General features: G+C 42.1%; 17 protein-coding genes and 1 pseudogene. 6 read left to right on the top strand and 12 right to left on the bottom strand.

Annotation, left to right across the window (positions count from 1 at the left end; genetic code table 11):
* Positions 1-260 precede the first annotated feature (260 nt).
* Positions 261-2,393: a TonB-dependent hemoglobin/transferrin/lactoferrin family receptor gene (locus tag AB6D93_RS03130; RefSeq protein WP_017060089.1), complete on the bottom strand. Its 2,133-nt coding sequence runs from the start codon at positions 2,391-2,393 to the stop codon at positions 261-263.
* 224 nt (positions 2,394-2,617) lie between these two features.
* Here AB6D93_RS03130 and AB6D93_RS03125 point away from each other — a divergent pair, with 224 nt between their 5' ends.
* The gene (locus AB6D93_RS03125) at positions 2,618-3,505 is read left to right on the top strand and encodes a LysR family transcriptional regulator (RefSeq protein WP_102333619.1); all 888 of its coding nucleotides are present in this window, start codon (positions 2,618-2,620) and stop codon (positions 3,503-3,505) included.
* On the opposite strand, the gene AB6D93_RS03120 is transcribed toward AB6D93_RS03125, so the two are convergent.
* Positions 3,497-6,178, bottom strand: coding sequence for a bifunctional acetate--CoA ligase family protein/GNAT family N-acetyltransferase (locus AB6D93_RS03120; RefSeq protein ID WP_017069918.1), 2,682 nt, complete (start codon positions 6,176-6,178; stop codon positions 3,497-3,499). The genes AB6D93_RS03125 and AB6D93_RS03120 overlap by 9 nt on opposite strands.
* A 216-nt stretch (positions 6,179-6,394) precedes the next feature.
* Between AB6D93_RS03120 and AB6D93_RS03115 the strand changes: the two genes are divergently transcribed.
* Both AB6D93_RS03115 and AB6D93_RS03110 read left to right on the top strand, forming a co-directional pair.
* On the top strand, positions 6,395-6,958 hold the full coding sequence (locus AB6D93_RS03115) for an SPOR domain-containing protein (RefSeq protein ID WP_017069919.1): 564 nt from the start codon (positions 6,395-6,397) through the stop codon (positions 6,956-6,958).
* Between the two features lie 179 nt (positions 6,959-7,137).
* Entirely contained in the window at positions 7,138-8,133 is a 996-nt protein-coding gene (locus AB6D93_RS03110; RefSeq protein ID WP_017064584.1) for a D-alanine--D-alanine ligase, read from the top strand.
* A 155-nt stretch (positions 8,134-8,288) separates the two neighbouring features.
* Here the strand turns inward: AB6D93_RS03110 and AB6D93_RS03105 are convergent, their stop codons facing one another.
* Positions 8,289-9,257: a tyrosine-type recombinase/integrase gene (locus AB6D93_RS03105; RefSeq protein WP_102333618.1), complete on the bottom strand. Its 969-nt coding sequence runs from the start codon at positions 9,255-9,257 to the stop codon at positions 8,289-8,291.
* Positions 9,258-9,357: 100 nt separating this feature from the next.
* Here AB6D93_RS03105 and AB6D93_RS03100 point away from each other — a divergent pair, with 100 nt between their 5' ends.
* The 3 genes and pseudogenes from AB6D93_RS03100 to AB6D93_RS03090 all read left to right on the top strand — a co-directional run.
* Positions 9,358-9,726, top strand: coding sequence for a DUF3319 domain-containing protein (locus tag AB6D93_RS03100; RefSeq protein ID WP_017060095.1), 369 nt, complete (start codon positions 9,358-9,360; stop codon positions 9,724-9,726).
* 3 nt (positions 9,727-9,729) lie between these two features.
* Positions 9,730-10,041: a stress response translation initiation inhibitor YciH gene (yciH, locus tag AB6D93_RS03095; protein ID WP_008221404.1), complete on the top strand. Its 312-nt coding sequence runs from the start codon at positions 9,730-9,732 to the stop codon at positions 10,039-10,041.
* Positions 10,042-11,071: 1,030 nt separating this feature from the next.
* Positions 11,072-11,563, top strand: a pseudogene (locus AB6D93_RS03090) (GGDEF domain-containing protein); the annotation flags it as partial.
* A 546-nt stretch (positions 11,564-12,109) separates the two neighbouring features.
* On the opposite strand, the gene AB6D93_RS03085 reads toward AB6D93_RS03090, so the two are convergent.
* The 9 genes from AB6D93_RS03085 to AB6D93_RS03045 all read right to left on the bottom strand — a co-directional run bounded on the left by AB6D93_RS03085 (position 12,110) and on the right by AB6D93_RS03045 (position 20,738).
* Entirely contained in the window at positions 12,110-12,262 is a 153-nt protein-coding gene (locus AB6D93_RS03085) for a YoaH family protein (protein WP_004731009.1), read from the bottom strand.
* Positions 12,263-12,303: 41 nt separating this feature from the next.
* The gene (locus AB6D93_RS03080) at positions 12,304-13,458 is read right to left on the bottom strand and encodes a conjugal transfer protein TraF (protein ID WP_017069084.1); all 1,155 of its coding nucleotides are present in this window, start codon (positions 13,456-13,458) and stop codon (positions 12,304-12,306) included.
* A gap of 50 nt (positions 13,459-13,508) precedes the next feature.
* Positions 13,509-14,396: a DUF2861 family protein gene (locus tag AB6D93_RS03075; RefSeq protein ID WP_065584952.1), complete on the bottom strand. Its 888-nt coding sequence runs from the start codon at positions 14,394-14,396 to the stop codon at positions 13,509-13,511.
* Positions 14,396-15,055 carry a response regulator transcription factor VxrB gene (vxrB, locus tag AB6D93_RS03070; protein WP_009845363.1) on the bottom strand — a complete coding sequence of 220 codons (660 nt, stop codon included), beginning with the start codon at positions 15,053-15,055 and terminating at the stop codon, positions 14,396-14,398. Before vxrB ends, AB6D93_RS03075 begins: the two co-directional genes overlap by 1 nt.
* Positions 15,030-16,502 (bottom strand): sensor histidine kinase VxrA, encoded by a 1,473-nt coding sequence (vxrA, locus tag AB6D93_RS03065; protein ID WP_065584951.1) that lies wholly within the window; start codon positions 16,500-16,502, stop codon positions 15,030-15,032. Before vxrA ends, vxrB begins: the two co-directional genes overlap by 26 nt.
* A 289-nt stretch (positions 16,503-16,791) precedes the next feature.
* Positions 16,792-18,189 (bottom strand): Re/Si-specific NAD(P)(+) transhydrogenase subunit beta, encoded by a 1,398-nt coding sequence (pntB, locus tag AB6D93_RS03060; RefSeq protein ID WP_065584950.1) that lies wholly within the window; start codon positions 18,187-18,189, stop codon positions 16,792-16,794.
* 10 nt (positions 18,190-18,199) lie between these two features.
* Positions 18,200-19,747, bottom strand: a complete 1,548-nt coding sequence (gene pntA / locus AB6D93_RS03055) for a Re/Si-specific NAD(P)(+) transhydrogenase subunit alpha (protein ID WP_017069088.1) — start codon at positions 19,745-19,747, stop codon at positions 18,200-18,202.
* 300 nt (positions 19,748-20,047) lie between these two features.
* Positions 20,048-20,329, bottom strand: a complete 282-nt coding sequence (locus AB6D93_RS03050) for an HlyU family transcriptional regulator (RefSeq protein WP_004731023.1) — start codon at positions 20,327-20,329, stop codon at positions 20,048-20,050.
* Between the two features lie 40 nt (positions 20,330-20,369).
* On the bottom strand, positions 20,370-20,738 hold the full coding sequence (locus AB6D93_RS03045) for a late competence development ComFB family protein (RefSeq protein WP_017060104.1): 369 nt from the start codon (positions 20,736-20,738) through the stop codon (positions 20,370-20,372).
* Positions 20,739-21,053 lie beyond the last annotated feature (315 nt).

Below are 21,053 nucleotides of genomic sequence, written 5' to 3'. Positions count from 1 at the left end.
TTAGTGGTTAAAAAGTATCATTCTGTATCCGCTGTGTTATTATGCTCGCGAATTATATGTTTAATGTTAATTTTCTTTGGAGTTAATCATGGAACTAGGCCTAATCATCACTTTCATCGTTGCTGCTGCAGTAATGGTTAAAAAAGAGATGGCAGAGAAGTAATTTCACTTATTACCTTTTTTATACAATTTTTTAGTGAAATAATAAAAGCCAGCATTTAGCTGGCTTTTTAGTATCTGCAATTCAGTTTTTTAACGAATTAGAATTCGTATTTAGCTGTAATTGACCAGTTACGACCTGCTTGCGTGTAATCTTTATCTTCTTGTGAGAATCCACGAACGTCATTCCACGAGTAGTACTCTTCATCCGTAACGTTGAAGAGACCTGCTCTAAGCGTAAGATCCTTCATCGGCAAGTAGTATGCTGTTAGGTCAACTACAGTTGCTGAATCAATTGGTAGAATTTCATCATTCAAACCATCGCTGTTGATATCACTAGACTTCTTACCTGCTGTGTAGCTTATGTTAAGTGATGTACCCCATAGTGCTGAAGGAGCATCATAGTTAAAACCAACGACAGCGTTCCAAGGGTTTACACTGTTAAGAGGATTACCTTCGCCATCTTCACCTTCAGTATACGTTGCAGAAACACGAGTACTAACACCTTTCACTGGCATGAAGCTATTCCAAGACTGTGTATTTGACGCTTCGATACCTTTAATTACGGCTTCATCAATGTTTACATTCTGATATATTGTTGGATCGGCCGGAGTGGCTGAGCCACTAACTGCTACGTTATCAATAAAGTTATCATAATCGCTGTAGAAGATAGCGATTTCGCTTGATGAATAATTTGTGTTATGACGCCAACCTAACTCGTATGAAATACTTTCTTCAGCTTCTAAGTCAGGGTTAGGGGCATTCAAATAACCGTGAGCAGGATTACCAAATGAGTAGTAAAGCTCTTGGAAATCAGGAGCTCTAAAGCCTTGGCTGATTTGACCGAAGATCTTATTTTCATCATTAAGCGTGTAAGTTGTACCCAAACGTCCGGTAACAGCTGAGTCTGAATATTTTGCATAAGACTCTTCTGGGTTACCACTTGGGTTTTGACTTGTATCACCTGGATCAGTTTCAAAACCATCAAAACGAACACCCGGAGTAATCATCCAATTTCCGATCGTCATTTCATTTTGAGCAAAGAATCCATATTTTCTTTCAGATGCGGCAGGGATGTAGAAAATAACTTGGTCTGCGCTGATGGAGTTATATTCGTTATTAACGTTTTTAATGTCTTTGTCCGAATATGAAGCGCCATAGATAAAGTAGTTTTCTACATTACCCGTCATGAAGAACTTATCGAATTGCACATCAAATTGATAACCTTCATCCTCGTAGATATAGTCCTTTTTCTGAACATTACCTGCCGGAGGTAGGAACATACCGCCATTAGAAGTACGATTAGTTACGCCATTCTCTTCTTTGCTCAGCCAGTCAGCTTGCCAAGTAATAGTATCTGCAAACGCTAGGTCAGCATCCCAAATATGTTTGATACCGATTTGCTGTTGGCTAGTTGTGTCTTCGCCAGTGTAGTCGGTGTAACTTGCACTATTTAAATCGGTATCACCAGAATTCTCAATGAAGTTACCAGAAAACTCTAAACGGTGTTGTTCGTTTAATTGGTACTGAAGCTTAACCAACAAGTTGTTGTTCTGAGTATCTTGCTCATCAGGTGTACCAAAGTTATCAGTTTGCTCACCGTCTCTGCGAGTATAAGCAACTAACGTTTCTAGGTCGCCAATACGATTTGCTAAAGCAACCGATTCGCTAAAGGTATTATCAGATGAAGAGTAGTTGAACTTCGCGTGGCCACCGAAGTCTTTGTCTTTTAAAAAGTCACTCGGGTCTTTTGTTTCGAACGCAGCAATACCACCAATCGCGTCAGAACCATACAGAGAAGAAGCCGCACCTTTAACAATCTCGACAGACTTCAACATATCCGTATCGACATCAATGCGTGAAGAGTTAATGAAGTTATATGACTGAGTACCACTTGGAGTAAATTGGCTAGTTTGTGATACTCCATCAACGATAACCTTTACTCGGTTACCTTCCATACCACGAATGTTAATACCTTGAATCCCTTGGCGAGAATTCGTCGTCACCGTGACACCTGGTGTGTACTTAAATAAGTCTTCTACATCCGTAACCATGTTTTTTTCGATATCTTTATCGTTAATCACAGTTACCGACGCAGCAACATCTTCAAGTTGTTGATTAGTACGAGTCGAAGATACAACAACCTCGTCAAATAGGGCATAATCTTCAGCAAAGGCTGATGTTGATGAAAGCGCTAAAACGATTGAAGCAGAGAGCAGGGATTGCTTATACATCTGATAGTTACCTTAGTTCCATAGTATTATCTTGATTTGCGAAATATAATATTGGATCTAAATGATAATTACTATTATTTGCATTTAAATAATTTTCAATTTTATCAACTAACTCATAATTAATACTCTTAAATATCTGTATTAAAAAGACTTTTACAGTTCCATTCACAGTCTGAATGCTTCTGTTTTTGTGATTCAAGTCTCATTTATAAAGTAGGAAAGCTATGCATAGTCCAATAACACTTGAAGCGTTACACATCCTAGACGCCATCGACCGACGTGGAAGTTTCGCCGCCGCGGCCAATGAAATGGACAGAGCGCCTTCATCACTCAGCTATCAAATACAGAAGCTTGAACAAGATCTAGACATCATGATTTTTGACCGCTCAGGCCACCGTGCAAATTTCACGGAAGCGGGTCAGTTGATACTTGAGCAAGGTAGAATCATTCTTGGAGCTACAGAACGTCTTGTTAACGAGGCAAGCATTCTAGCCAATGGTTGGGAGCTCGATTTGACCATCGCCTTTGATGGCATTATCCCGATTGCTAACTTTTTCCCACTGGTAGATGAACTAGGAAAAATCAGTAAAACACGCGTTCGTTTGCAAGAGGAAATCTTAGCGGGTTGTTGGGAATCTCTCACAGATGGTCGTGCTGACTTATTGGTATGCCCTAAGCTCGATACAATTCCAAACGATATGAAAAGTGACGCAATTGGTAAAATGGAGATGGTGTGGGTCGCGGCATCAAGCCACTATGTTCACAAGCGTTCTGGTGAATTCGATCAGAAGGTGAGAGAAAGTTACAGGGTTATTGCCATTGCAGACACCGCACGCGATCAGCCAGCACTAAGCATCAATATTCTAGAGAAACAGCCACGTTTAACCGTGACAAGCTTTCCTGCGAAAGTAGAGGCTTTGACATCAGGACTAGGGATTGGCACCTTACCGAATAGTGTCGCTAAACCTTTGATTGAATCTGGCGTACTACAGCAGATCTCCGGTACAGAACCACAACCGATCGATATTGTTATGGCTTGGCGACGCAACAAAATGGGCGACGCCAAGTCTTGGTGTATCCAACATCTTAAAAAGACATGGGCGTTAAAGTAACGGTAACACCATATCTGCAGTACCATCTTCAAAACTGATATCTAGCTTAAAACCGAGCTTTTGAGCTAGTGTCAGCATCCCTCTATTGGTTGGCATCGTCATACCCGACATCTGCTTGGTCTGCTTCGCACGGCAGTAATCGATAACCTTGGTCATAAGAATGCGACCTAGACCAACACCTTTAAGGTCAGAACGAATCAATATTGCGAATTCGGCGTCTGTGTTCTCAGGGTTAATCAGCGCACGGGACACGCCGATGATCGCTGGAACGCCTTGTTCCTCGCGAACGACCACAAAGGCGATTTCTCTATCGAAATCAATCTGAGTGAAATTCGCCAACGCCTCATGATTGAATTCACCGACATCACTAAAGAAACGCTTATAGAGATCTTCCTTAGACACACGGTTAATGAAGTCAGCATGAAGCGGTTCATCTTCGGGAAGAATAGGGCGTAACAACACTTCGGTTCCATCTTTTAGCTGGATACGTTCTTCAAGCTCGACCGGATAAGGGCGAATCGCAAGACGTTCCTGTGGATCGCCTTCGTACGCTTTCAAGATGATATCGGCATCTAATATCGTGAACTTGTCACCATTGGCCAGTACTGGATGGATATCCAAATCATGTATTTCAGGGCAATCCACTACCATTTGCGATATACGTACCAATAACTCAGACAAACCTTCTATATCGATGGGGTTAGGGAGTTTTTGTAGACGAATCTTGCCGCTTTTTATCGCTCGAATAATCAAGTAACGCGCCAGTGTCATGTTGAGCGGTGGAAAAGCAGCTGCGGCATCAATCGACTCATCCCACTCCGAACCACCTTGTCCAAGTAATATGATTGGGCCGAAGGTTTCGTCTGTTGTAACCTTAATACGCAACTCTTGGCCGCCCGCGAGCTTAGCCATACCTTGAATTAACAAGCCGTGGATGTTTGCTGTAGGGAAGGATAATTGAGAACGATCGAGAATTGCCTGAGCCGCATTGGCAACTTCACTGCTGTTTCGCAAATTGAGCATCACGCCTTGTACGTCTGACTTATGTGCAATATCCGGCGAACGTAATTTTACTGCGACGGGATAACCGATCGTTTCAGCGATGTGTACCGCTTCACTTGGGTCAGAAGCGATCCAAGTTGGTAACACATCGAGGTTGAAGCTCTTGAAAAACTGACTGTTTTGGTGAGTATCAAGGCTAACTGTATCTTTATCCAGTAGTTTTCTTTCTATCCAACCTTTCGCATCTGCTAGATCTTCAATGTGTACTTTTTCTGCAGTGGTCGGCGTTTCCATTAACTGACGTTGGTTACGTCTGTACTCGACTAAGTGCATGAATGCGACCACAGAGCTTTCAGGGGTCCGATAAGTTGGGAAACCCGCTTCGGTAAACAGCTTTCGTGCGGGCCTTGCTGTTAGCTCACCAGACCAATTCGTCAGGATGTTAAAGCGCTTGTGGCGAGGGTGCTTCTTAATCGCTTCAATAATTCGTTCTGCCGTTTTAGCGGAATGTGCGACCGCTGAAGGGCTGTGCATGATAAGAATCGCGTCTGCTTCATCGCCATCGAGTAAGATGTTTATAGTGTCGATATAACGTTGATCACCAGCGTCGCCGACAATATCGATAGGATTGCTATGAGACCAACTCGATGGCAAAACCTTGTTCAACTTATCAAGTGTCTCTTCTGAAAACTCTGCGAGCTTACCACCGCGGTCAAATAGGGTGTCCACAGCCATAATCGCAGGGCCGCCACCATTAGTAACAATAGCCAAGCGCTCGCCTCGCAATGGTACTGAATGAGTCAGTGTTTCTACCGCAGCAAACAGTTCATGTAAGTTCTTAACTCGTAGCATGCCGCTGCGTCGGATTGCGGAATCATAAATAATATCTAATGTGTCGGCACCGCCAGTGTGAGCCATTGCTGCGGCTCTGCCTTTCGCCGTTCGACCGCCTTTCAACACCAAAATTCGTCGGTTACGCGAAGCCGCACGCGCTGCAGAAATAAAGCGCCTCGCATCAGTAATGCTGTCTACATAAAGCAATATCGCTTCGGTGTGAGAGTCGGTACTGAGATAATCCAATAACTCCGAGAATTCGATATCGCTACCATTGCCTATAGAGATAAACGCCGAAAAACCGATCTCTTTGTCATTAGCCCAATCGAGAATAGTGGTACACACAGCTGCCGACTGAGAAACAAAGGCGATCTTACCGGGTAATGCTGTCACTGGAGAGAATGAGGCGTTCAAATTTAACCAAGGAACAATCACCCCCAAACTATTGGAACCCAACACTCGAATGTTGTGCTTTTTGGCAATCGCTAGGCATCGTTCATCATACGTCTCACCATTATCGCTTTCTTGCTGCATGTCTGAAGAAAGCACAATGACAGAGGCTATACCTTTCTCAGCCAGTTCTTCAAAAATAGCGACATTACGGGTCGCATTGGTACACAAGATTGCGAGGTCAGGAACAATCGGTAACGACAAAATGTTCTTGTAAGAAAGCACACCGGCCACTGAATCATATTTCGGCGTAACCGGCATCACCGCACCTTTAAAATCCCCATGCAACAAATTGTTCATAACAATATATCCTGCGCGTGTTTCTCGTTGAGAAGCACCAACAACAGCGATTGAACGGGGTTTAAGTAGGGGATCAAGATGATTCATAGACATATCCTAGCAATGCACGTAACTTCATCGTAACTTACTTTGCACTCACAGGTTGATGGCAAATTCACCGAATTCAGATGAATAAGCAAACACTGCATAAAGTTTGTGAAATAGGTCACCCACTAATGGTGTATAATCCCAAAGTTAACTTGATTCTAAACCGACGTATCGGCATGATTTATAGTAATTATTATTAAGGATATAGAGCTTTCCATGAAAAAATTTGCAATTGTGACTTTGCCACTGCTCTTGGCTGCGTGTGTATCTGACGACTACGTTACCAATGTCACTTCAGATAGTTATCAAGAAGAGTACAAAACGGCAAAAGTTGAAGCTCCAGTTGTATCTCAATCTGAGCAAACAAGCGTTGTTGAAGAAAATGTTGTCAACGTTATCAGAACCGAACCTGTTGAACAGAAAGTCGCTCAAACGACTCAAGCTAAGCCAGTTGCAGTAGTGACAGGCCCAACCAAGAAACAACAAGACATGAACCAACGTTTTGGTTACACAGTTCAAGTTGTTGCTGTTGGCAGCCAAAGTAAAGTCGATTCTTTCGTGAAAATGCTACCTACGACTTCTCAACCAGTTTGGGAAAACTACAAAATGGTTAACGGCACTAAGTGGTTCACGGTACTTTATGGTGACTACGCAACACGCTTAGAAGCTAAAAAGGCAATCTCAACACTGCCGAACACTTTCCAAAACTTGAAGCCGTTCGTTAAGAGCATTGATGACATCAAGAACTCTGAATACCCAACGCTTAACAAGTTGAACTAAGTTTTGATTCATAAAGAAGGGGCAAATGCTCCTTCTTTTGTTTTAAGACTCGCTGTTTTGTTTAATAGTTAATCGCTCGATCTTTCGAACGCAATTTTAACAATCAAAACACTGTACCTATCTCGACTTTTGTTTATCATTGAAGTCAGTACTCCTAGTTTCAAGGACCGAATTTACCCATGAACACCACAAACATCCTTCTACTTTGCGGCGGTGGATCTTCAGAGCATGAAGTATCTTTAGTTTCAGCCAATTACCTTTTTGAACAACTTAATAGCGTTGCAGATTTTAACGTTGTAAGAGTTGAAATTAAGAACGAAGGCTGGTGTCTTGATTCAGGTGAATTGGTTTATCTTGATATTAACGACCAAACCTTACGCGGTGACAATTTAGCATCTAAAGTCGATTTCATTGTGCCTTGCATACACGGTTTCCCAGGTGAAACAGGTGACATTCAATCACTGTTTGAAATGGCTAAAATTCCATACCTAGGTTGTGGTCCAGAAGCAAGCAACAACAGCTTTAACAAAATCACGTCAAAGCTTTGGTACGACGCACTTGGTATTCCAAACACGCCGTACCTGTTCTTATCAGACAACAATGATCAAGCTCACTCACAAGCAACTCAAGCATTTGAAAAGTGGGGTAAAGTGTTTGTGAAAGCGGCTCGTCAAGGTTCTTCTGTAGGTTGTTACCAAGTTAACCAAGTAGAAGATTTAAGCGAGGCTATCAACAAGGCGTTCACTTTCTCGGACCAAGTATTGGTTGAGAAATCAGTGGTGCCTAGAGAGCTAGAAATTGCTGCTTATGAAATCGATGGCGAGCTACACATCAGCAAGCCGGGTGAGGTGATTGCACCGAATGGCGCATTTTACTCTTACGAAGAGAAGTACAGTGCAGACAGCCACTCGATCACTGAAGTTGAAGCAAGTAATTTAACTGACGAACAGCGTGAATTGATTGCAGACAGCGCACGAAAAGTCTTCACCCAGATGAAGCTTCGTCACTTGTCTCGTATCGACTTCTTTTTAACGCAAGACAACGAAATCTACCTGAACGAAGTCAACACCTTCCCAGGTATGACGCCAATCTCCATGTTCCCTAAAATGGTTGAGCATGACGGCCACAAATTCAGCCAGTTCTTAGAAAACTGCGTGAGAACAAGCCTTTCTTAGGTTTCTAACTCGTTTTCGTTCACTTAGAGCTGAACCAACAAGTGCCTTGAGCTTTCGCCAAGGCGCTTTTTGTTTTTAACGCTAACCGTTTTTTCAAATATCGTTTTAACCATAACTTATATCAAAATAGTAATATCCAAGTAATCTGCGACCCGTCATTGCCAAGGTATTAACGCCTTAAACTTCATCTTCTCACTATCAGCCGTTCCCGTGAAACCGACATATTGAGCTGGCATTGCCGGGCTAAGCCAACGACCAAAGTCCTGAATATCTCTCACCTTAAGACCTTGTTTCGACAACTCTTGTGCAGCACCAACACGAATCGAATTTCCAGAGAAATGGTGATTTTCTGGCAGTTGAAGTAAGTCGCTAGCTCTTCTCAATATCCTATAGATGGACGAATCATCTAAAGGCTGCAAACCAATATTCTCATGCTTGTCTATCGCACGAAATACTGGCAAGTCATCTTGTATACCAGTAAACGAAAGCCAACGTTGAAGTGCAACATTGGCTATTTGTGACAACTGATAAGCCGAATCTTTGACTGTTACTTGGTAATGATCTTCAACGTACTCAACATCACTCATCGATAACAACTTAAGCTCTGAGCGCTTTAAAGCACACTCGAACATCACGTTATAAATAGCAATGTCTCTGATCTCTTTCAGGTTTGCTTTCTCATGGGAGAGTAACGTATTCAAATCAGTGAGATGCACAGATGTCATAGCATTGGTTTGTTTAGCGTCACCGGCCATTTGAGATTGTAAATGGAGTAGGGTAAAGCGAACTTGCCTGTGCTTGATCGGGTTAGCAAAGCTCAACACAGTATGCAACATGCTAAGCGTTGCAGTGTAACGTTTTAGCGATGCGTATTTTCTATCGTTAGACTCCGTTTCAAGAAAACGACGAACAGCGGTTATAGATGCGGGAAGTGTGTTAATACGATGTTTGGTACAGAACGCATGATAGCGATTCCAATCACTGTAAATGCCCAACAGTGAATTGCGAGAGTATTGAAATCCTGTCAACTCATCTATAATTTCTATTGTCGCGTTGCTGTTTAATTTTTCAACAAATGAATTAATTATCACAGAGTCAGTTAAAATAGGGACTTTTTTTCTCAAATTACCATACCTCGACAGGTGTTTTTACCATATTATGCTTGATATCATTATTAGTATACTTATGATTAATGCAGTGAAAACAGAAAGATGATTAATAGATATGGCTAATTCAATTTACCGAAGCGTCCATCTTCAATCGATAGATGCTAACAACACAGTTTGGCGTGCTAAGTTAAAAAACAACGTTATTCAGGGCAACCTAGCTGCCGTGAAAAAGAGTATTGATTGGTGGATTGATACCGCATCTATTATTGATCCAAAAGAATTCATGTCATTAAATAAGTCGAGAGGAACTGGTGGCTCGACTGAAAACTTCAACGGCTACCAAATCAAGAATGATACCGGTGAGCCTAATGCGTGGTATTGCATGTTTAACGGTCGCTTAATCAAAGGCGGCAAGGTTGCAATCCAACGCCATATAGAAGCTTACTTACTCGCAAAACAAAAAGCAGAGCAACAAAAGAAGTAAATTATGAGCCTAGTATATTCAACAGAAACAGGTCGCATTAAGCCTGAAGAAGAGAAAGTCCAACGTCCTAAAGGCGATGGTATCGTTCGAATCCAAAAAGAAACCAAAGGCCGTAAAGGCAAAGGCGTTTCTGTCGTAACTGGCTTAGACCTAGATGACGCACCATTAAAACTAATGGCAGCAGAACTCAAGAAAGTTTGCGGCTGCGGTGGCTCAGTAAAAGATGGCAACATCGAAATTCAAGGTGACGCGCGCGACAAGATCAAAGCGCACCTTGAAAAGAAAGGCTACAAAGTTAAATTTGCTGGCGGTTAATCTCTAACTAATACCAGGGTTAAAATCGAAGATTATTATCACTGGTTATTAGGTATTTTATGGTAAATAGCCAGTTTGGTTAAATACACAGTATAAATTAGAGAATATCGGCACAATACAAAGGCAGGGCATCACACAAAGATACCTGCCTTATAAACATCAAAATCCATTTAACATAACGTACATAATACGCAGTTAATAATACGTGTAGTTAATTCTAAAGGTAGTATTCTCATCTTTTGTCCTTAAAATCCTTGTTCCAACTGACTCTCACGCTTCTTGCGCCGTTCAGGGTTTTCTTAGCGCATTTGAAATCAAATAATTATATGTGCGGCCAACATCTACACAATCCAACCTTCATTCAGCAAATCTAATTGACGAGAAACTTTGTCCATCTGATTTAACTTATCTTGCCACTTCTCTGTTTGCACTAACGAACCGCCGCGTTGTGTGTGATTCTTGTGAGCATTGCTGTTGTTTCTTTTTCAGATTTCACACACGCGACCAATGTTTTTATCAACTGCACATGCTGAGCTTTCGTTCAAATCCATCAGCTAATAAAGTTCGTCTGTCTTACGTAGATTCGCACACACATTTTTCAAACCTTCTTAACGATTCTCTCTAGAGTTAGTACTTTGTGTTCAGTTTGCATAGATTCATTACACTTATTGCTGGTACACAACACCGATACTTGGCAGATCCATAATCACGGTTTGCCCTGAAATTACGTTCAATTGGACTTAGGTAGCTTTGGTAATAAACCTAAGAGTTACTTTAAACCCATTGCGCTTAGTTTTTCTTTACTTGTTTTCTCTAACTGATATGCCTGCTTTGAAGTCGCAATGGTGTTACCGCCTGAGATTAGAAAGCTTATAATGTTTATCGACACATGTAATCAATAAGTAAAGTGACACTGTAGCTAGCTGTACAGGTAAAGCTTGGTCCTATGGAACACAAAATAAAGAACCCAAATAATAACTGTATATTTACACAGTTAAATTATTATCCCCTTAAAAACGTTACCTTTCGTATAAATACCGAACAAAAACAACGCTATTTAGGCATATATCTGTCGCTGGGCGCGTATTTTTGCCTAGCAATCACGCTAGTGTCGTTGATCTCTTTTAATACGCTCATGGATAAGAACTACATCATCACACCTGACAGATAGCCTACGCGCGTAAATACGGACAGAGACCACGATGGTGGCACCGTAGGCTCATTACATAAGTCAGAAGATGGAATTAAGTTACAGCGTGACTTTGAACAAACCTATAGCTTACCCTTCTGTGAAATTGAGTACGTTAAGAGATCGACCCAAAATAAAGGGCTCGATCTCTCAACGTTCGATTCGGTCACCATCAATATAGAATATGAAGGTCAAGAGGAGCCAAGGTTTCGATTCTACATACGTAACCACGACGACAACTACAGCGCTCAAAGCGACCCTATTTCTAACAAGTTCTATCGCTTAGACTTATCATTCCCCAATAGAAAACACATCGATTTAGCATTCTCAAATTGATACGCGCCGCATTCCTTAATCGACTTCTACACAACACCTTACGCCTCGTAAGCTTTTTAAATACTTATTCTGTAAAGCACATATGTGGCAACGAAGCTTGCTCTAAGCGGTGGTAAGCCATTCGCGATATCGGTTTTGAACATTACCGCTGTGGATTGTTTCACTCTGTTCTTAGATAAAATCCTCATTTGTCTGCTTCTGATCATTCATGGATTCTCATCCGTTCAAAATACAAGTCACAACGTCACTAGCCGTAAAAACACCATATATTTAGCCATTTAGACATGGTGACACAAATACTGACACCTAAAGTGGCGATTGTTTTACTTTCAGATCTTGCTGTAATTTAATTACAACTCAAAGCCAAGTAAAGCCTGAGAAGTTAATTACTCTGACGTAACTTGTTGAATAAAAAGTATTTAAGAGTTTTGGACAGGTCGGGATTTAGAGAAACTAAAGAGTAGGTATGTACGAGATAATATACTAGAGGGCAATATATTTAGTTATAGTGCACTATCGTATTAAAAAAGAAGGGCTGATGCCCTACTCTTCTTTATTACTCATTTCTTCACGGATTTGCTCAGCAACGATTTTGATAGCTTGTGCTGTGCTGATGCCTTGGGTCATCATTTCTTGAATTCGTTCAACAGCTTTCTGTTGTTCTTCGTGAGAAAGGGTTGGTAAGTCGTTTAGCATGCTCTGCTCCTTTATTTAGGAGCAGAACTATATAAGGACTGTTAGTAACTAGCAAGGAAATTGATGGATGCACCCATTGCATTTTCATTCGTGTAGTTAGCACTTAGATCTAGCTGAAACAAGTTCAATGGCGAGATACCAACACCAGCTGTCACTGTTCCTTCTGAATCAGAGTAAGCCAGGTTCTTGTAATACCCTCCCCTTAGCTTAAGCTGACGTAACAGGTCGACTTCAGTACCAACACGAATCATCTGTTCGTTGTCTTCGAACGAAGTAAACTTCTCTGCTTCATTCAAATCATAATCAACACTCAACGTAAAGTAATCAGAAACGATCCCCGCACCAACAGTGTAGACAGGCCCCAGGTTATAAGAATGACTCGATGTTACTGTTCTTGTAGCCCCTGTGCTGCTTGTTAGCTGTTGGCTAACGGATTTAGTTTCAATCTCACGGTCTATAATATTCGTTGCAGAAAAACCCACTCTAAATGGGCCGTAAAACCAAAGCGCACCTGCATCAATATTAAATGTAGTTTCCGCGGTGTCGTTTTCTCGAACATCACTTAGATCGTAGTTTTGTGCCGAGGCAATGTAGTTATACGTATAGATTCTTTGGAGTTTTGGAGAAATACCAAACGACAAATGTTGTCCCATGAACGTTTGATATTTTGCTAATGATATACCAGCTTCCATAATGCCAATAGAAACAGCTTTAACAGCAGTTAACTCAGCATTAACCAAGTCACTATTAGCAGCGTCACTAGATGTATCAGGGGTTACAAATGATTCAGTGTATGCTTTTGCAAATACGTTTGCTGCAATATACTGATTTGGTAGAGCGAATGCTACAACACCACCTAAATCAACATTCAGGCTATCACCATTAAGAGCATCTAGATCAGAACCAGTCACAGTACCTGACTCAATGCTGTCAACTAAATTATCGATATCATCAACTAAGTTATTAGGGTCATTATAATTACCGCCAAAACTTGGCGTGATCATTCCCATGTCATCATTACGACGATAAATCGCAACAAGTGCTGGGTTATAGAATGGAGCAGTTAGGAAGTTTGCTGAAACAACACCAACACCACCCATCGCATCACCACGCGCTTCAATGGCGTAGTTTGCTGCTGAAAGAGGAAGACTGGCGAATGCAATTGATGCTGCGAGTAGTTTTGTGGTTTTTTTCATGCCGTTTATCTTTGTTAGATCCCTTACATAGTTAACGGCTCAATTCTAAATTACTTTAACTCTTCTTCGCTAGAAATATCATAAGTTTTACTGATAGTTTGTGCTTGTTCTATCGCTATGTCACCTTGCCAGCGTGAATGCACCATTGAAACCGCCAAAACGTAGCGATCATTGGGAAGTTCTTCGCCAGTTAGGTTCATTGGATAATCAGATTCATAGCTCTTGCCCCACACCTGCTCATAGTGTTCATCGATGTAATCGTACAAACCAATTTCGAGCTTAGGAAGCGGACAATAAGGGTTCAGCAGTTCTTTTTTATCGATGCGCCACGTGTCTTTTGATGCCCAACGAACTTGCTGACGAAAAGCAACGTCACCAAGAATAATCCAAGTACTCCATGAATTACCGCCATCGCCTTTCACACTTAAACGATACAGGCCTGACTCAAGTTGAGATGCTAAATTGTAACGCTTGCGGTATAGGCTCACCGATGCGTTGTTTACCACTTCACTGTCTTTGGTTAGCTCACTGTCCGATGAAACAATCTTATCGACCCATTTCTCGAAGGTAATATCTTGAATGTTGTTTTCGGATTCAACATCAATCGATACGCGAAAAGTATCTCGGCCAGGGCTTTGAATGATGTGTCTTTTAACGACGACTGAACTGATCCAATCTGGGAGTGTTTTTCTGGTGAGGGTTTTACCACAATCTTTGTTCAATGCTTGATCGAACAGCTCATTGAGGTGATCTTCTCGTGATTGAGAAGAGTTGATTTGCCAAACTTCCACTAGTGAATCAAACATCTGAGGTAAGTCATTATCCAACAGGTGTTTATGAACTTGAGTTAGAGTATCACTACTCTTAAACCAATCCGCAGCTTGCGCGGTATTCACCACGCAAGACAACATTAATAGTGGAAGTAAGGCTTTTTTCATTACGCTTTCATCTTGTAACCAACGCCACGCAGCGTTTCGATTTCTAGACCCGGCAGTTTCTGTCTTAGTTGCAGAACGTGCGTGTCTACCGTACGTGTTGTTGGGAAATGGTTGTAACCCCATACATGGTCAAGCAGCTCATCACGAGTGAATACACGGCCAAGGTTGCTTGCCAAAAATAGCAGTAGGTCAAACTCAGTACGCGTTAGGGTGACTTCCAGTTCATTGAAAAACACTTCACGTGTCGCTTTATCGATAACTAGATTTTGAGCCATCACTTTTGATGCATCTTGATCTTCAGCATCAGGCAGGCGTAACTGCGCGCGAATTCGAGCAAACAATTCAGCTTCAGCGAAAGGCTTAGTTAGATAGTCGTTTGCACCTGAGTCTAGGCCCGCAACTTTGTCTTTTACTGTGACGAGAGCCGTTAGCAAAATAACTGGGATGTCTTTCTTTTTCTTCCAACCTGGAAGTGAATCTACTGAGTCACCATCAGGAAGTTGACGGTCTAGAATCACTAGGTCCGCTTGTTCCCAGTAGCCTTCAACTTCAGAGATCAGTTCTGCATGCAAACATTCATATCCAGCTTGCTCAAGGCTAACTAATAAACCGTCAGCTAAATTTTTATCATCTTCAACGAGAAGCAATGTCTGTTTCACAAGGTATCTCCAAAATAAATGTTGTTGGGGGGCCGATAAGCGTCATGTGACCGCCCATTTTTCCGACCATAGATTCCACTATCGTCAGACCTAAACCGAGTCCACTCTTACTTACGAATGGCTTTCTTAGTTGCCCCCAATCTTTGCGGGACAAGTCTCCATTATCTATAACTTTGAATGTCAGCTTCTTGTCAGAAGTATTCAGTTCTAGTATCACTGGTGCGACACCGTATTTCACGGCGTTTCTGATCAGGTTGTCGATGCACGTTCCTAACCAATATACGTTTATTTTTGCAGCAATATCTTTGTTTACACGGAGTTCAATACCCGGTGCAAATTCTTCTTCAACTTTGTATTGAAGCCACTCTTCAACGCTTGGTACCCACTCTGTTGCGAGCGGTTGGTTGTCTGATTGCAAATAGTCTTTACTTGCTTCTGCCAACTGTCTTAAACGGCGTGTATCTTCACACAGCCTACGAAACTCATCATATACTGATTCTGGTAAGTGTTCGAACTCGCGTCTGAACCCTTCAACCGTCAATGACAAACTTGCAATCGGCGTTCTTAATTCGTGCGTTAGGATTTGAAGCACCAGCATGCGGCTCTTCATCTCTTGTTTCTTACTGTTCCAACGGTAAACCGCCCAACCTAAGACAAGCATGATGTTGGCAATAACCAAGATAAACATGGCGACTTGCAGAAGCTCTGAATGATCTTCTATTTCCCAACACACATTACCACGCTGGACAAAACAGCTTTTACCTTCTGAAGACAAGCTAAACGATAACCCAGCAAGCGTGGCATTTTCGTTCCAGACTGATTTTTTATACAGGTAATATCTGTAGCCGCGTTTTACCCACATCTCATCAAGCTCAACAAACATACTCGCACCCGCTAACAGCGCGGTGATTGCTTCGCTATCCATTTGTTGCAAGCGAGACAGTAGTTCATCGTGTTCGGTGTTTGGTCGCTCTTGAATATGCATAAAGCGCTTCAGAGAGTCGAATTTTTCTGGGTACTTCTCAACGTATCGTGCCGCATAAGAACCGCCGCCAGGGTGAATCAAACCACTACGGCTAAACCAACGGTCAGAAAGCTTGGTGCCTTTACACATTGCACGAGTAAAAACTAAAGGCTCAGTAATCAAAGGGCTTAACGGCAGTTTACCACTACAGGTTTTTGATAACTGGTACAAGCGCTGAATGTCTTTTAACGGGTACTCTGCTGTTTGTGGCAGCATAGAAGACGGCATGATCAAACGTGTTGGATAATCAGCCTGTAGCACTCGAATATCGTAAGATTCGATTGCCGTTTCATGATCAAAGAGTTTGGTGAAATTATCGATACGCTCAGGTAAAGAGTCGGCAAATGCGTTTGCAGACACAGACAACGTAGCGATAAGAAGAGTAAATGTTCTTTTGATGATCACAAACCAACGCAAATTCATATAGATCAACCAAATATATACCATTCGCTATCAAAGATAAATTTTTAACCGCATGAAAAACATTGAGAATGGCGAGCTACAGAGATAAAGGCCAATATATTACGGCCACATTGTACATACGTACTAGTAGGCTGATTGGCAAGCCAAACCTCAATTGCGACAAGTTTTGCATCAGGCTTCGTCAACTTCGTATCAACTGAGATCACACATAGAGTCGCTTTCGTAAGATAAAAAAAGGAGCTCAAATGAGCTCCTTATCGAGTTGTTACATATTGTTTAGAGGTGATCTCTATAGATGTTCTAAGATACTTAGACAACTCTTTTTAGCATCGCCAAACAGCATCTGCGTGTTCTCTTTGAAGAACAGTGGGTTTTGCACACCGGCGTAACCTGTGTTCATCGAACGCTTGAATACGATAACATTCTGAGCGTTCCAAACTTCAAGTACTGGCATACCAGCAATTGGGCTGTTTGGATCTTCAAGTGCTGCAGGGTTTACGGTGTCATTCGCACCAATTACCAATACAGTATCTGTCTCATCGAAGTCATCGTTGATTTCGTCCATTTCTAGAACGATATCGTAAGGCACTTTCGCTTCAGCAAGCAGTACGTTCATGTGACCCGGTAACCTACCAGCAACTGGGTGGATACCAAATCGAACATTAATGCCCTGCGCTCGTAGCTTGTCAGTGATTTCATGCACTGGGTATTGTGCTTGAGCTACTGCCATGCCGTATCCAGGAGTGATGATTACTGACTTAGAGTTTTTCAGCATATCAGCCACATCTTCAGCTGATGTTTCGCGGTGTTCACCTTGCTCTTCATCGCCATCAGACACAACCACTTCTTGGCCGAATCCACCAGCAATAACGCTGATGAAAGAGCGGTTCATCGCCTTACACATAATGTAAGACAGAATCGCACCCGACGAACCAACCAATGCACCAGTTACGATAAGCAGATCGTTTGCAAGCATGAAACCTGCCGCTGCTGCTGCCCAACCAGAGTACGAGTTCAGCATAGAGACAACTACTGGCATATCTGCACCGCCAATCGATGCCACTAGGTGGTAACCGAATGCGAATGCGATAAGTGTCATCACCATTAGTGCGAACATGCTGCCGTCTGCTTTAACGAACATGATCATCAGCAGTGTAGAAACTACGATAGCCGCTAGATTCCACTTGTGCTTATGAGGGATGTTCAATGCAGACGAAGAGATAACGCCACGAAGCTTACCAAACGCAACAATAGAACCCGTGAACGTCACCGCACCGATAAACACGCCAAGGAACACTTCCACTAGATGGATAACGTGCTCTGCATGAATATCTGCAGGGTTGATAGAAACAGCAGCAGGTGGATCGATGTAGCTGTTGTAACCTACAAGTACTGCAGCCATACCTACGAAGCTGTGCAGAATTGCAACCAGCTCTGGCATTTCAGTCATTTCTACTTTTCTTGCGTAGTGGATACCAATACCACCACCGATCACCATAGCGATGATGATCCACACAATACCAGCAGAGTGAGGGCCAAAGATCGTTGCGATCAACGCGATTGCCATACCCGTGATACCGTAATAGTTACCTGCACGCGCAGATTCCTGTTTCGATAACCCAGCCAAACTCATAATAAAAAATACAGCAGCAACAATATAAGCTGCTTGTACTAATCCTTCAGACATCTGTTACTCCTTAGTCTTTACGGAACATTTCAAGCATACGTTTGGTCACGGTAAAGCCACCAAAGATATTGATACTTGCAATTAATACGGCAATAAATGATAAGAACGTGACGACGCCACTTCCTTGTCCGATCTGTAACAGTGCACCTACTACAATGATGCCTGAAATCGCGTTAGTCACAGACATCAAAGGCGTATGCAGAGAATGGCTTACATTCCAAACTACGTAATAACCCACCACACAAGCGAGAACAAAAACGGTAAAGTGAGATAAGAACGCAGCTGGAGCAACCGAAGCTACCCAAGCGAATGCACCAACAGCTACCGCCATACCCGCCACTTTCTTAATTGGAGAAACAGGTTCTTCAACTTTAGGCTCTGGTTTGGCCGCTTTTGGCTTAGTTTGTTGTGGTTGAGCTGAAACTTGAATTGGTGGAGCTGGCCAAGTGACCTCGCCCTCTTTAACGACAGTAACACCACGCAGAACAACATCTTCAAAGTCGATATTGATGTTGCCATCTTTCTCTTTGCAAAGCAGTTTCAAAAGGTTAACTAGGTTCGTTGCATACAGTTGAGATGATTGAGTCGGCAGTCGACCAACCATATCAGTGTAACCAACCACCTTCACGCCATTAGCCGTTGTAATGACTTGATCCGCAACCGTGTATTCACAGTTACCGCCATTGGCCGCCGCAAGGTCTACAATCACACTACCTGCACTCATGCTGTCTACCATCTCTTTGGTAATCAGCTTCGGAGCCGGGCGACCTGGAATCAGCGCCGTAGTAATGATGATATCAACGTCTTTTGCTTGAGCTGCATAAAGCTCTTCCGCTTTCTTATTGAATGCTTCAGACATCTCTTTTGCGTAGCCGTCACCAGCACTGGTATCTTCCTTGAAATCCACTTCCAAGAATTCAGCACCCATCGACTCAACTTGTTCTTTAACTTCAGGACGAACATCGAATGAACGAACGATCGCACCTAAGCTACCCGCAGCGCCGATTGCCGCTAGTCCAGCAACACCAGCACCTGCAACCAGTACTTTTGCTGGTGGAACTTTACCCGCAGCCGTAATCTGGCCCGTGAAGAATCGACCAAACTCATGCGCCGCTTCAACAACAGCACGATAACCCGCGATGTTTGCCATAGAACTCAATGCATCTAACGCCTGAGCTCTTGAAATTCGTGGTACAGAATCCATCGCCATCACGTTGATGTTACGACTGGACAATTGTTCCATTAACTCTGGATTTTGAGCAGGCCAAATAAAGCTGACCAATGTTGCGCCATCTTTAAGAAGATCGATTTCATTTTTAGACTCGTCAACGATCGGAGCGTTAACTTTAAAGATAATATCGGATTTCCAAGCTTCATCTGCGGTGACAACTTTTGCTCCAGCTTGTTCATAAGCTGCATCTTCAAAACTTGCTAACGCACCTGCTTGTGATTCAACACAAACTTCAAATCCTAATTTTAGAAGCTGTTCTACCGATTTCGGCGAAGCAGCGACTCGCGTTTCACCTGCGAGCGTTTCTCTTGGTACACCAATTTGCATAGCTATTCCTTGACTATTGGCACGAATGACTTATTCGTTTGTATCTAACGACAACTAATACTTCAAGCGTTTTGTTCAAAGAACAGGAAAAGTTATTACTTATAACGATTTGGACGGAATTTAAGCGCTTCATTCGGATAAATGACGACCGTCTCGAACCAAGAGGTCAAACCACTTGCAAATAATCCTTTTAATAACAACTCACTAGCTGTTCTTTATCCATAAAACTAAAAAGAGCTTTCAGCATATACACTGAAAGCTCTCTAAATTATGACCAACATCAATTCTAACCCTAATTGGTTAGCTAAATATATTGTCGCCCATTTGGTCGATGAACATCTGCGATTTTTTGAGCATCAATTCATCGGCATCTTGTTTGTTTGAAACAACATCTGAACGAATAAAACGGTGAGTTTTGATTTCACCATCGAATTCTTTCTCGATTCGCCCAGCAACACGGTATTGACCAGATTCTGCAATGGCATCTTGATAGATATTGAAACCCTTATATTCGACTGGCTCAATCTCTACTTTTTGTTCGGTTTTTTCTTTGCCACCAAATAATCTAGAAAAGAATCCCACGTTTTTTTACTCCTTAAATGACCGTATTCACCCTAAACTATCATGACTGTTTACGGTTCAACAACGGCTTTTCATACCATTGCAATTCTACGTCATCGTCAAAATTGTGTTGACTAAATATAACAGGCACATTGTCGTCACGTTCACGTCTTCGATCGTCAATAATCATACTTTCTGCATTTTTGACCGCGATCTCACTATTGCGTTTATAGAGCACCAATTTGTCTTCTGGCAATGCTGACAGAAAATCGATATCAAAACGAATATAGATAGGTTTTAGCTGGCCCAAAGCCAAGCACGCGAGATCGGCCAACTGTTCGTTGGTATAACTAGACACATATTCCTCGGTAGCCAATACATGACCGACCAGAGTTTCCATATAGTTATGTACATCAACACTAATTTGCATACCACACCTCCATTTGTAGCGGTTTTTCTAGTCGCAGTCGTTTCTAAAGTCACTTGAAACCATGCAATTCCTAATAGCTTTCTATAACTCAGTTATAGGTTTTACTGTCCATAGTTGAAACTTAGGTATTATTTAATCTTACTCTGACTTCATTACAGATCTTCGTCGCTTAATGAAAAGGTCACTCAATGATAACTGATCATCAAGCCCTTTAAGTGACAGCGCCAACGTAAGAGCAGCAGAGCAGATTTTGTTAAGTATCTATAACGACTAATTAATTTCTCATATATACTGTGTAGTTCGTTCTAAGGTTAA

It is taken from the genome of Vibrio sp. 10N.247.310.23 (genome assembly GCF_041467155.1).
Taxonomy (GTDB): domain Bacteria; phylum Pseudomonadota; class Gammaproteobacteria; order Enterobacterales; family Vibrionaceae; genus Vibrio; species Vibrio crassostreae_C.
The sequence above is the reverse complement of the archived record's forward strand: the minus strand, read 5'-3'. Positions and strand labels throughout refer to the sequence as shown.

What these genes read in the sequence shown, in the direction of transcription:
- AB6D93_RS03075 (WP_065584952.1), bottom strand. Translation starts at nt 14,396, where the DNA reads ATGAAAAAAGCCTTACTTCCACTATTAATGTTGTCTTGCGTGGTGAAT.
- AB6D93_RS03125 (WP_102333619.1), top strand. Translation starts at nt 2,618, where the DNA reads ATGCATAGTCCAATAACACTTGAAGCGTTACACATCCTAGACGCCATC.
- AB6D93_RS03045 (WP_017060104.1), bottom strand. Translation starts at nt 20,738, where the DNA reads ATGCAAATTAGTGTTGATGTACATAACTATATGGAAACTCTGGTCGGT.
- AB6D93_RS03120 (WP_017069918.1), bottom strand. Translation starts at nt 6,178, where the DNA reads ATGAATCATCTTGATCCCCTACTTAAACCCCGTTCAATCGCTGTTGTT.
- pntB (WP_065584950.1), bottom strand. Translation starts at nt 18,189, where the DNA reads ATGTCTGAAGGATTAGTACAAGCAGCTTATATTGTTGCTGCTGTATTT.
- pntA (WP_017069088.1), bottom strand. Translation starts at nt 19,747, where the DNA reads ATGCAAATTGGTGTACCAAGAGAAACGCTCGCAGGTGAAACGCGAGTC.
- AB6D93_RS03115 (WP_017069919.1), top strand. Translation starts at nt 6,395, where the DNA reads ATGAAAAAATTTGCAATTGTGACTTTGCCACTGCTCTTGGCTGCGTGT.
- vxrA (WP_065584951.1), bottom strand. Translation starts at nt 16,502, where the DNA reads ATGAATTTGCGTTGGTTTGTGATCATCAAAAGAACATTTACTCTTCTT.
- AB6D93_RS03130 (WP_017060089.1), bottom strand. Translation starts at nt 2,393, where the DNA reads ATGTATAAGCAATCCCTGCTCTCTGCTTCAATCGTTTTAGCGCTTTCA.
- AB6D93_RS03110 (WP_017064584.1), top strand. Translation starts at nt 7,138, where the DNA reads ATGAACACCACAAACATCCTTCTACTTTGCGGCGGTGGATCTTCAGAG.
- yciH (WP_008221404.1), top strand. Translation starts at nt 9,730, where the DNA reads ATGAGCCTAGTATATTCAACAGAAACAGGTCGCATTAAGCCTGAAGAA.
- AB6D93_RS03100 (WP_017060095.1), top strand. Translation starts at nt 9,358, where the DNA reads ATGGCTAATTCAATTTACCGAAGCGTCCATCTTCAATCGATAGATGCT.
- AB6D93_RS03080 (WP_017069084.1), bottom strand. Translation starts at nt 13,458, where the DNA reads ATGAAAAAAACCACAAAACTACTCGCAGCATCAATTGCATTCGCCAGT.
- AB6D93_RS03085 (WP_004731009.1), bottom strand. Translation starts at nt 12,262, where the DNA reads ATGCTAAACGACTTACCAACCCTTTCTCACGAAGAACAACAGAAAGCT.